The organism is Microbacterium sp. ISL-103 (genome assembly GCF_018613995.1).
Lineage (GTDB): Bacteria > Actinomycetota > Actinomycetes > Actinomycetales > Microbacteriaceae > Microbacterium.
Genome location: NZ_JAGGPD010000272.1, coordinates 1 through 10,978 on the forward strand (window position 1 = coordinate 1; position 10,978 = coordinate 10,978).

13 protein-coding genes are annotated in these 10,978 nt (G+C 68.1%); 1 reads left to right on the forward strand and 12 read right to left on the reverse strand.

Annotated features, from left to right (window positions below; all coding sequences use genetic code 11):
- The 12 genes from J7E68_RS10800 to J7E68_RS10855 form a co-directional block, all read right to left on the reverse strand.
- Positions 1-1,931: hypothetical protein (locus tag J7E68_RS10800; protein ID WP_215172471.1), on the reverse strand; the 1,931-nt coding region annotated here is incomplete at its 3' end.
- Positions 1,931-2,149: a helix-turn-helix transcriptional regulator gene (locus tag J7E68_RS10805; protein ID WP_140037917.1), complete on the reverse strand. Its 219-nt coding sequence runs from the start codon at positions 2,147-2,149 to the stop codon at positions 1,931-1,933. The genes J7E68_RS10805 and J7E68_RS10800, both read right to left, overlap by 1 nt.
- Positions 2,149-2,625, reverse strand: a complete 477-nt coding sequence (locus J7E68_RS10810; protein WP_215172473.1) for a DUF2975 domain-containing protein — start codon at positions 2,623-2,625, stop codon at positions 2,149-2,151. Before J7E68_RS10810 ends, J7E68_RS10805 begins: the two co-directional genes overlap by 1 nt.
- Positions 2,626-2,773: 148 nt before the next feature.
- Positions 2,774-3,421, reverse strand: coding sequence for a spermidine/putrescine ABC transporter substrate-binding protein (locus J7E68_RS10815; RefSeq protein ID WP_215172475.1), 648 nt, complete (start codon positions 3,419-3,421; stop codon positions 2,774-2,776).
- A 60-nt stretch (positions 3,422-3,481) separates the two neighbouring features.
- Positions 3,482-3,916 carry a hypothetical protein gene (locus J7E68_RS10820; protein WP_251048894.1) on the reverse strand — a complete coding sequence of 145 codons (435 nt, stop codon included), beginning with the start codon at positions 3,914-3,916 and terminating at the stop codon, positions 3,482-3,484.
- A 65-nt stretch (positions 3,917-3,981) separates the two neighbouring features.
- On the reverse strand, positions 3,982-5,019 hold the full coding sequence (locus J7E68_RS10825; RefSeq protein ID WP_215172479.1) for an ABC transporter: 1,038 nt from the start codon (positions 5,017-5,019) through the stop codon (positions 3,982-3,984).
- Positions 5,020-5,150: 131 nt separating this feature from the next.
- Positions 5,151-5,303, reverse strand: coding sequence for a hypothetical protein (locus J7E68_RS10830; RefSeq protein ID WP_215172482.1), 153 nt, complete (start codon positions 5,301-5,303; stop codon positions 5,151-5,153).
- Positions 5,304-5,368: 65 nt separating this feature from the next.
- Positions 5,369-6,064, reverse strand: a complete 696-nt coding sequence (locus tag J7E68_RS10835; RefSeq protein WP_215172484.1) for an HAAS signaling domain-containing protein — start codon at positions 6,062-6,064, stop codon at positions 5,369-5,371.
- Positions 6,061-6,393, reverse strand: coding sequence for a PadR family transcriptional regulator (locus J7E68_RS10840; protein WP_215172486.1), 333 nt, complete (start codon positions 6,391-6,393; stop codon positions 6,061-6,063). Before J7E68_RS10840 ends, J7E68_RS10835 begins: the two co-directional genes overlap by 4 nt.
- Positions 6,394-6,468: 75 nt before the next feature.
- Positions 6,469-7,392, reverse strand: a complete 924-nt coding sequence (locus J7E68_RS10845) for a sugar ABC transporter permease (protein ID WP_215172488.1) — start codon at positions 7,390-7,392, stop codon at positions 6,469-6,471.
- A gap of 1 nt (position 7,393) precedes the next feature.
- A complete protein-coding gene (locus J7E68_RS10850; protein ID WP_215172491.1) occupies positions 7,394-8,998 on the reverse strand; it encodes an ABC transporter permease subunit in 1,605 nt (534 codons plus the stop codon).
- Between the two features lie 66 nt (positions 8,999-9,064).
- Positions 9,065-10,276, reverse strand: coding sequence for a maltose ABC transporter substrate-binding protein (locus J7E68_RS10855; protein ID WP_215172493.1), 1,212 nt, complete (start codon positions 10,274-10,276; stop codon positions 9,065-9,067).
- 187 nt (positions 10,277-10,463) lie between these two features.
- On the opposite strand from J7E68_RS10855, the gene J7E68_RS10860 reads away from it, so the two are divergent.
- On the forward strand, positions 10,464-10,952 hold the full coding sequence (locus J7E68_RS10860) for a YajQ family cyclic di-GMP-binding protein (RefSeq protein WP_215172495.1): 489 nt from the start codon (positions 10,464-10,466) through the stop codon (positions 10,950-10,952).
- Positions 10,953-10,978 lie beyond the last annotated feature (26 nt).

A 10,978-nucleotide genomic window follows, 5' to 3' on the forward strand; every position in this document is an offset into this window, starting at 1 on the left:
GCCTGCCACGGGCGGGCGGCGAGGGTCGGCAGATAGGTCGCGGCGATGGCGACGAGCAGACCGGACGACGCGGTGAGACACAGCTGGGCGATACCGCCGACGCCGCTCTCGCCCAGAGCCGTCGCGACCAGGATCAGGGCGTAGGCGAACCCCGCGCCCACGTAGAGGAACCGCCACCGGGCAGGACGCACGGCGCCGAGGGCGGCGACCGCGAGCAGCGTCGCCGCACCGGCTGCCGGCACGAGCGACGAGTCGCTCCAGGCCACCATCACGGCCGAGAGAACGGCCAGGTGCGCTTCGACCAGGATGATCGGACGGATGCCCCGGCCCACGGTGCGCCCGGGCATCCACCGCAGCACCGCGGCCACCAGCAGCGCGGTGGCGATCAGCACGGCGACGGACGCCGGGGCCACGAGCAGACCGCTGCATCCGAGAACGAGCACGGCCACCCCCGCGAGGGCCAGCGCGAGTCGCGAGGCGGGCAGCGCGAACACACGCAGGCCTTCTCGAACGCGAGCCAGCGCGCCGAACGTCGCAAGGCCCACCGCGACCGCCGCGAGGCCCGCGGGTGCGCCCCAGCCGGCGATGCCGGAGGCGGCAACGGTCTCGAACTGGCGCAGGAACGCGCCGACAGTGGTCGCCCCGGTGATCCCCGCGACCATGAGCAGCACGGCCGAAGGCACGGCGAGCACGGTCAGTGCTCCCCCGGCGACGAATCCGCGCGAAACCCGTCGCGGCAGCGGCACGAGCGCGCCGAGCACCACGAGCGATGCGGCTGCCACTGAGGGGGCGATCGTGAAGTGCCAGGAGACGCCGAGCTCACGGATGCCGGGGGCGGAGTAGACCCCGAGGAGTATGGCGACCGCGCCCGTCGCGCCGGCAGCGTACGACCAGAGCCGCCCCAGCATCGATCGGGCCGCGATCACGGCATGGACGGCGATGAGCACCAGCACACCGCTCGCCGTGAGCAGCATCACCGTCATGTCGCCGCCGTCGAGGCGCGACAGCAGCAGCAGGGCGCTCCCGCTCGCGATCAGCTGCACGCCGACGAGAGTGACGCGCTCGACGAGCGGCAGCGCGAGCCGTTCGACGATCGCCGCCGCGGCGAAGGCCGCTCCGATCGCACCGATCGCACCCTCCGCCGCCGTGGTTCCGGCGGCGCCGAGCATGGCAGGAGCGCTGGACAGCGCCACCACGGCCGTCCACTGCCAGATGCGGATGCCGCGACGTCTGCCGGCGGCGAGCATCGCCAGCGCAGCGACGGCGGTGATGCCGGCGGAGGACGCCCACGGATCGATGCCGGGAGCGGCGAGCTGAGCGACCGCGTGCACGTCGAGCCCGGCGAACACGAGCCCCAGGCCGCCGACCGCTTCGGCAGAGAAGCGCAGACCGCGGCGCGAGAGCATCCACGCCCCGCCGAGGAACAGCAGAGTGATGAGCCCGACGATCACGCTGCGCAGGGCGCGATCTGCGAGATCGGGGTTGAAGTAGGTGAAGACGATGGCGGCGACCGCGAACAGGCCGGCGCCGGCCGTCGCGAGCACCGACTGCACGGTCGCGCTGCCCTGCGGGGTCGGCGCTGTCGACGAGCCGCCGGAACCGGACGCAGGGGGTGACGGAGGGGCGGCCGACGCCGCGCTCGGAGGTGAGACGGCGACCGACACCGTGGGCGGGGTGATTCCTGGAGGGACGACCGGGACCCGGTTCAGCACTCGGTCGCGGGCCCGGATGGCGGCCGCAGCCGTGACGGATGCCTCCCAGACCTCGCTGCCGATGGGACCGCGCAGATCAGAGCCGCATCGCGTACAGCATCCGCCGTCCAGCATCGAGTGGCACGCCGGGCACCGCGATCCGTCGAGCAGCTGACGCGCGACGGACTCGCCCCAGGTGGTGGACTGCGCCGTGGCACGCGGCAGGGAGAGAGACGTCATCACTGCTCCTCGGAATCGGGGACCCAGCGCAGGATGTCTCCCGGCTGGCATTCGAGCACGCGACAGATCGCCTCGAGTGTGGTGAAGCGCACCGCCTTCGCGCGGCCGTTCTTGAGCACGGCGACGTTGGCGGGGGTGATCCCGATCGCATCGGCGAAATCCTGGACGCTCATCTTCTTGATCGCGAGCTGGACGTCGAGATCGATGACGATCGGCATCAGACGACCTCCGACATGTCCTGCTCGAGCTCGAGAGCCTTGCGCAGCAGACCGCGCAGCACCACGACGAGCAGCGCGAGCGCCGCGCTCACCACGATGCCCAGCACTGCGAGCAGCGACAACGAGAGCGACACGGCGCGACTGGCGACGATGACGAGGTACGACGCCAGGATGATCCCCCCGGCCGCGACGAGGGCGCAGAGGATGATGTCGACGTATCGGAACGCCTCGACGCGGAAGATCCGATCGGCCTGCACGAGCGAGAGCAGGAACCAGATGCACACCAGCGTGACCTGGATCAGGGCGAGGAAGAGCACGGCGCCGATGATGCCCGGAACCTCGAGCCACGCGACATCCGGATTGCGGATCGCCGTGATGCGGGCGACCTCGGGGATCACCAGCGTCTGGCTTGCCAGCAGGAGTCCGAGGAGGACGATGATGAGCGCCTTGAGGACGCGAGTGACACGAGGGTGCATGGTTTGCCCTATCGATCGCCAATGGGTATCTATCGAAAAACGATACCTATTCGGCACACGACACCACCAGTCGCGCGCGCACCTCTCAGCAGATCCGCAGGCGGCATGACCTCGACCCCGCGGGGCCCCCCGCCTGCGACGGCGGCTGCTAGGTGTTGTCGGGGTCGAACGGCGAGTCGAGCGAGTCGGTGAGTTCGGCCAGCAGAGCCTCGATCTGCGGCTCGACGTGCTGCGAGATCGCGGCCTGGATGTAGATGCGATGACGCAGCAGGATGCCGCAGATCTCGCGACCGACCATGTTCGCGTACTCGTCGGCGAGGGCGACCTCCTGCCGGAGGGCCACCTTCGCCTCGTCGCTCAGCGGCGGGAGCGGCGGAAGGTCGGAGACCGCTTCATCGGCCATCCCGGCGATGGTGAAGAGGAACGGTGCACCGGGCACCGGCTCGGGGTCCAGCGGCAGCCCGTCGAACTCGGGGTCCAGGCCGTCGGCAGGACGATAGGTGCGGGCACGATTGCGAGCCGCCTGCTGATCGAGCTCGCGCTGCAGCATCGGCAGGTTCCTCGCGGTGTACTCGGCCACTGCATGGTCGACGATCGTCTTGATGCGAGTGGACAGACCATGCTGCACGCCATGCGGCGTGTTGGAGCCGATGCCCGCGGCCGAGAGGATGGGAGACCCCAGACACCGCCGACAGGGCGCGACGCGACCACGGTGGGTGGCCGGCTCCCAGCGCGGCACCCAGCGCAACCAGGCCTCGACGGCCTGGTCCACCTGCGTCTCCAACGAGCGCTCCACCCTTAGAGAGTACGGCGCACGTGCCCCCAGCGCGTCGATTCACGCGCTCCCGGCGGGGCGCTATTCCTCGTCGTCCCGCCCCCACGGCCATCTCGGATGCTCCGCCCGGGTGCGACGCAGAGCAATGCCGCCCCATGCGGCGATCGCTGCGGCCGCGAGGATCACGATGCTCGCTCCCCCACCGATCAGATCGCCGACGACGGCGGTCGCGACGATGAGGTCGCCGCTGCCGACGGCCACACCCGCCCAGACCGCGACGAGGTGGGCGAGCGTCGTCGCCAGCGCGATCGCCGGCACGGACAGGAAAGTCAGGGGGGTGCGCCGCAGAGAGGCTGCCAGCACCAGAGCGAACACGATCACTGCGACGAGCATGCCCACGGCACCGGGCACTGGTCCGAGCCCGCGGACGGAGATGATGTCGCGGTCGGTCGCCACACTCACCGCACCGAGACCGAACACGGCGAGAGCGAAGAAGCTGACCGTGGCGAGAACCACGGCGAGGGCAGCAGAAACCCCCGCGGACTCAGGCCCGCGGGGGTTCGGCGACGACATGTTCGTGACTACCTCGACAGCGTCGGGCCAGCTTCGAGCGTGCGCTCGTACTCGCGCTGCGCCTCGGCGTTGAGCTCGGTCTTGCGCGCGCCGCTGCGAGCGCCCCATGCGCCGAACCAGATGGTGAGCTCGCGCCCGAAGACGAATGCGGCGATCGCCAGCGGGTGGAACAGCTGCGAGCCGACGAGCTCGTTGCCCTCGGTCGCGGTGAGCAGCCAGAACGGCGCCCCGAAGAGGGCACCGAGGATGTGCCCGCCATAGGCGAACAGGCCCACGAGGATGCCGAAGACGACCCACAGGCCCCAGCGTCCGCGGTTGATGAAAGCTCCGAGCAGCCAGAATCCGAGGAAGAACACCACGACGGGAACCCAGTAGCCCCACGTCATCAGCGGCGCGAGAGCCGCCTCTCCGATGTTCTCGCCGGTGATGTCGCCGGCGACGGCCCTCAGGCCGAGGGTGGCCCCCAGATACAGGATCGCGAAGGCGACGGTGGCGAGCAGGCCGATCGCGCCGGCCGTGCCGCGGTTGCCGCGTTCACGGGGCGGCTCAGGAGCCTGGACGAAGATCGGCTGCTGCTGCAGGACGGGTGCGATGACCGGATCCGCAGCTGTCGGCTCGGAGGGCACGAGGCGCGTCTCGGTGTCGTCGCCCGACGAGTACGCGGCGCCTGTCGTCACGGCCCGATCGTGCGCGGCGGGCGGCGTGTAGACGCCGGTCGCGTCGGCATCCGAGTTCCACGACGGTGCCGCGGTGCCCGGCTCATCGTCCAGGAACTTCGGGTCGTTCAGCTCAGGGGTGGCGAAGGTGCCGGGGTGATCGTTCTCGGCGGCCTCGAACGCGGCGAGGTCGGGGTCGACTGCAGACGACCCTGTCGTCGGGGTTGTCGACGTGGTCGACGGGGTTGTCGACGAGGTCGACGCCTCGTCCGTCGTGCCGGGAACACCTGCACCCGCAGCGGCGGCAGCGTCGAGTCCAGCGTTCGCGCTGTCGACGACGTCGTTGACGTCCTTCGGACGCTCAGGCTGTGGAACCTCGGGGTCACTCATGGGGTGCGCCTCTCATCGGATGTGTGCTCTGCGAGGCTACCGCCGTCGCCACGCGCCCTGCCGGAGGCGTGCCGACGTGTCGCCGAGCCGGGTTTTCGCGGGAACCTGTGAGCGGACCGGGGAACGTCCGCTCAGGGGAGCGTCGAGCGCAGGGCGTCGCCGACGAAGGAGACCATGACCGGCATCATCGGCATCGAGAGCCAGAGCAGTGCGGCGACGACTCCGGCGCACAGCACACCGGCGATCCAGCTGATCGCCACGTTGCGCCCCGCGACCCGTGCCATGCCTCCAGGCTATGGCCCAGGAACCTCCCCACCCGAGAACGCAACGCCGAAGGGAGGTGTCGCGGTCAGGATCCGGATACGGCACGACCGCGCAGGCGCCAGAGCAGCCAGAGTCCCGACAGCGGGATGAGCGCGACACCGAGAACGAGCGCCCCGAACCAGATCATGTCGTACCAGGTCGGGACGAGCGGGTTCACTCCCTCGAGACCCGTTCCCGTGCCGCTCCCGGTCGAGCTGCCGCTTGAGACGTCGCCTCCGGTGCTCGTCCAGGATGCGAACCCCATCGATGCCACCAGGATGCCCGAGATCGCGCTCACGGCGAAGGGCACCACGATGGCGACGACCTTCTCCCACGTCTTCCACAGCGTGCTCAGACTCACCAGTACCGCTCCGACGAACCATCCGGCGACGGGCAGCACGATCCCGCCGAAGCTCAGCGTGAGAGCAGCGGCGATCGCGTAGCCGCGCGTCCTGGTCGCCGGCGTGCGGGGCGTCGCCGGTGCGTGCGCGGCTGCGGCCACCCGGGTGCCCGTCGCCAGCGCGCCCGCATCCGGTGATGCGTCCCGCGCTTCCCTGGCGATGTCGGCCGGGTCCCCCAGCCGTGCGATGCGGTCGGCTGTGGCTGCGGGGTCGAGGCCGTCGAGCTCTTCCTCGATCCCGCCGCGGATGTCTGAGGCGACACCATGGGGCAATCCGCGCATCGCCTCGTCGAGGCGTGCGAGGTAGTCGTCGCGGAGGCTGTCCGCACTGGTCCGGGTCATGATCTTCCCTCTCCGACGATTCCCGTGACGACACGGGCGAACGGGGCCCATTGCGCGCGGAATCGGGCGAGCTGCTCGATTCCGGCATCGGTGAGCCGGTAGTACTTGCGAACCGGACCGCTTTCGGACGGCTGGTCGAAGGTGCTGACCCAGCCGTTGTCACGCAGACGCCCGAGCAGCGGATACAGGGTTCCGATACTGGCGATGAGCCCTGACTGCGTGAGCGCGTCCGACAGCTGCCATCCGTACATCGGCTCACGCGCGAGCAGGCCGAGCACGCAGTACTCGACGACGCCCTTGCGCATCTGCGCCCCGATGTCGGCTGTCATGCATCACAAGGTAGCATGCCACGCACGATACCGAGCAGGGGCGTGCGACCGACACCGCACGTCCGTCGCGAGGGCTCAGCCCTTGGTCGCTCCCGCCGTCAGGCCCCCCACGATGTACCGCTGCAGGAACAGGAACAGGATCATCACCGGGATCGCCGCCATGACGGCGCCGGCCGAGAAGGCCGACCAGTCCGCGTAGCGCGGATTCGCCACGAGCTTGGTCAGACCGACGACCAGGGTCTGCTGCTCGACGTCGACGAGCATGACGCTCGCGATCACGTACTCGTTCACCGTGCCGATGAACGACAGCAGCGCGACCACCGCGAGGATCGGCGCCACCAGCGGCAGGATCATCGTGAAGAAGATGCGGGCGTGACCTGCGCCGTCGATGCGGGCGGCCTCGTCGAGTTCCATCGGCAGCGTGTTGAAGAAGCCGTACATGAGGTAGGTGTTCACGCCGAGCGCGCCGCCCAGGTACACGAGGATGAGGCCCGTGTGAGTGTTCAGACCGATGGCCGGGAACCAGTCGCCCAGCGTCGACATGAGCAGGAAGATCGCGACGACGGCGAGCAGCTGCGGGAACATCTGCACGACCACGATCGTGACGAGGCCGACGCGCCGCCCGGCGAAGCGCATGCGCGAGAAGGCGTACGCGGCGAGGGCTCCGATGAACACGGTGACGGCTCCCGTGACGACGGCGATGACCAGGGTGTTCAGGAACCACAGACCGTAAGGGTTCTGCGGGTCACTGAGGATTCGCACGTAGCTGTCGATGCCGATCGCCGAGAACAGCTGGTTGGAGCCCGTCAGGGTGCCGCGCGGATTGAGCGACGCCGAGACGACGTACAGCAGCGGGAACAGGGCGAAGGCGCTCACCAGTATGGCGATCACATGACGCCATCCGGTGTCGGCGAACCAGGCGCCGACACTCCGACGACGCGGAGCGAGGATGCGCTCGACGGAGGTGGAACGAGAGGTCCTGATGTCCGTGGTGCTCATGTCAGTTCAGCTCCTCGAGGGCCTTGGTCTTGCGGAAGCTGATGATCGAGATGGTCGCGACCACGATGAAGATCAGGATGGTGAACGCGGACGCGAGGCCGTAGTCGCGGGACTGCCCCGTGAACGCGACCTTGTAGACCATCGAGATCAGGATGTCGGTGTGTCCGACCGGGATGCTCACATCGTCGAACCGCGGCCCGCCCTTGGTGAGCATGTAGATCAGGTTGAAGTTGTTGAAGTTGAACGCGAACGACGAGATCAGCAGCGGAGCGACGGTCACCAGCAACAGCGGCAGCTTGATGCGGCGGAAGACCTGCCACGGGTTCGCGCCGTCCATCACGGCCGCCTCGTTGACGTCTTCCGGGATGCCCTGGAGCGCACCCATGCAGACGAGGAACATGTAGGGGAACCCGAGCCAGAGATTGACCAGGAGCACCGACACCTTCGCGAGGTTCGGATCGGTGAGCCAGGGGATCTCGGCTCCCCCGAAGATCACCTGGTTGATGAAGCCGAAGCTCTCGTTCATCATGCCTGCCCAGACGAGGGCCGACAGGAACGCCGGGAATGCGTACGGGAGGATCAGGATGATCCGGTAGCCGTTGCGGAATCGCATCCGCGTGTTGTTGAAGACGAGGGCGAGCAGCAACCCGAGGAAGAACGTGGTGGCGACCGAGAGCAGGGCGAACACGAACGTCCAGACCGTGACCGAGATCAGCGGGCCACGGATCGAGTCGTCGGTCACCGCGCGCACGAAGTTGTCGAAGCCGACGGTGCTCTGCCACCCGGGCAGCAGTTCGGTGCCGTCCTCGGCGGTGAACGCGCCTTCGCCCGTGTCGGAGTAGACCACCCCGGTCGTCGTGTCGGTGATGGCGTCGGCATCCGCGTCGTACTCGAGCGTCGAGATGTAGAGATAGCCGTTCTGGCCGTCCGGCGCGCGCAGACTGCCGTCGTTGGGGTCGTCGCTGAACGGCACGGAGAGCTTCTCGAGCTCTGCCGAGAGCGTGAACACCTTCGCCAGAGGCAGCGTGTTCCAGCCGTCGACAGCGACGGCCTGGCCGTCCTCGACGTCGGCGTCGACCTTCTGCAGCGGCTGCTCGCTCGTTCCGAGCAGTGCATCACCCGAGTCCGGATCGGTCACGAGCAACCCGTAGGTGCCGAACTGCTCGACGACCGTCACGGGGTAGGTCGGCGAGTCCTCGACCCGCTCCTGAGCCGATGCGAGGAGCGACGAGATCGCCTGATCCTTCGTGCCGTTGTGGCCGGTGCCGTAGTTCGTGAACCCGATGTACCCCGTGTACAACAGCGTGAACACTTGGAAGATCACGAGGAAGATGATGCCGGGCGTCAGGTACTTCGCCGGAACGCGCCTGCGCGAGAAGTAGATGTAGTTCACCAGCACGGTGACGGCCACGACGAGGCCGAGCACCAGCCATTCCTGCTGTCCGAAGAGCACGAACGCCGCGTACAGCGCGATCGCATCGACGACGGCGAGGAGCAGGATCTTCAGCAGCATCCACCAGATAGGGCCGGAAGCGGCCTCGGCGATACTGGCGGCCTGTCGCTGGCGCGTGGTGAGTGGAGCCGTGGGCTCGGCGGTGTCTGTCATCTCGTCCCCGTCGTCGAGCTGCCGGGGCCGACGAGGTCCGCCCCGGCAGGGATGGTGCTGGGTGTGTTACTTGATCGCGGCGGTGACGTCGTCGACGAGCTTCTGCCACGTCGTCGTCGGGTCGGAGCCGTTGATGATGGCAGCCTCTGCGACGCCCCAGAACTCCCAGACGGAGCCCATCGCGGGGATGGCGGGCATCGGCACGGCGTCGGCGCCGACGGCCTGGAAGCCGGCGATGATCGGGTCGGATGCCGCGGAGTCAGCGGCGGCCGTCAGCGCGGGCAGGATGTTGCCGGCCTTGAACAGCTCGAGCTGCACCTCCTCGGTGCCGATGTAGTTGACGAGGAAGTCGTTCGCGGCGACCTTGTTCTTCGACTCCGAGCTCACGAAGAATCCCTTCACTCCGGCGAACGGCGAGGCGGTCTCACCCGTGGGGCTCGGGATCGGGTCGATCGCGACGTCGATGCCCGCTTCGGTGGCCGCGCCGACGTTCCACGGACCGGTCAGCCAGAAGGCCGCGGTGCCGTCGAGGAACTGCTGCTTGGCGATCTCGCCGTCGATGTCGGTGTTCAGCGTGCCCGCAGCACCCTGGGCCGCGAGCCAGTCGGCGAACGCCGTCCCGCCCTCGCTGCCCAGCTGCAGGTCGGCCGAGTCATAGCTGCCCGAGTCATCGGTGCCGAAGACCGGGGCACCGAAGGCCGTCTGGAACGGGTAGAGGTGGTACGGGTTGCCCTCGGCGCCCTGCTCGACGACGAAGCCGCCCTGTGCAACCATGTCGTCGAAGCTCGTCGCAGCCTCCGGCACGAGCTCGGCGTTGCGCAGCACGGCGATGTTCTCGACCGCGTACGGCAGCATGTAGACCGTGCCGTCGTAGGTCGCCGCCTGCAGCGCGACGGGAAGGTAGTCGGCCGACGAGTCGCCCAGCTCGAGGGGTGCCACGACGCCGTTGGTCGACAGCTCGCCCAGCCAATCGTGCGCGCCCATCACCACGTCGGGGCCCTTGCCGGTCGGCACCTGCTGGATGAAGTCGTCCTTCATGTCGTCGACGGACTTGCCGACGAGCTCGACCTTGACGCCCGTCTTCTCCTCGTAGGAGTCGGCGGCGCTCTGCAACGCGTCGACGCGCTCGGCGTCGACCCAGACGGTCAGCGTTCCGCCGCCCTCCCCCTCCGACGACGAGTCCCCGCCGCCGGTGCCGCCTGCGCAGCCGGCCAGGGAGATGGTCGAAACGATCGCGATCACGCCAGCGGCGACGATGCCCCTCTTGTTCACCTTCATTGGTGTGTGCCTCTCTGAAGTACTGTGGCCTGCTGGACTGCAAGCGCTTACAGTATGCATCGAGATCAGCGGTAATGGCAATGCAAGCAGGCTTCGATATCAAGCTGTGACCGCGACTGCGGGACTGAAACGATATGGAAACGCTTCCACACGCGCGAGGAAAGTGCGGTATCGATACACTTTGCATATGGCTGACAGTTCCTTTGACATCGTCTCGAAAGTGGATCACCAGGAGGCCGAGAACGCTCTGAACCAGGCGCGCAAAGAGATCGAGCAGCGCTACGACTTCAAGGGCACCGGCGCGTCGATCGCATGGAGCGGCGAGCAGATCCTCATCATCGCGAGCTCCGAAGAGCGCGCGAAGGCCGTTCTCGACGTCTTCCAGAGCAAACTCATCAAGCGCGGCATCTCGCTCAAGAGCCTCGAGTCCGGCGACCCTTTCGCCAGCGGCAAGGAGTTCCGCATCGCCTCCACGCTCAAGGACGGCATCTCGTCGGAGAACGCGAAGAAGATCAACAAGCTCATCCGCGACGAGGGGCCCAAGGGCGTGAAGAGCCAGATCCAGGGCGACGAGCTGCGCGTGCAGTCCAAGAGCCGCGACGACCTCCAGTCCGTGATCGCCCTTCTCAAGGGCGCCGATCTCGACCTCGACCTGCAGTTCATCAACTACCGCTGATCGACCACGACGAAGGGGGCGGATGC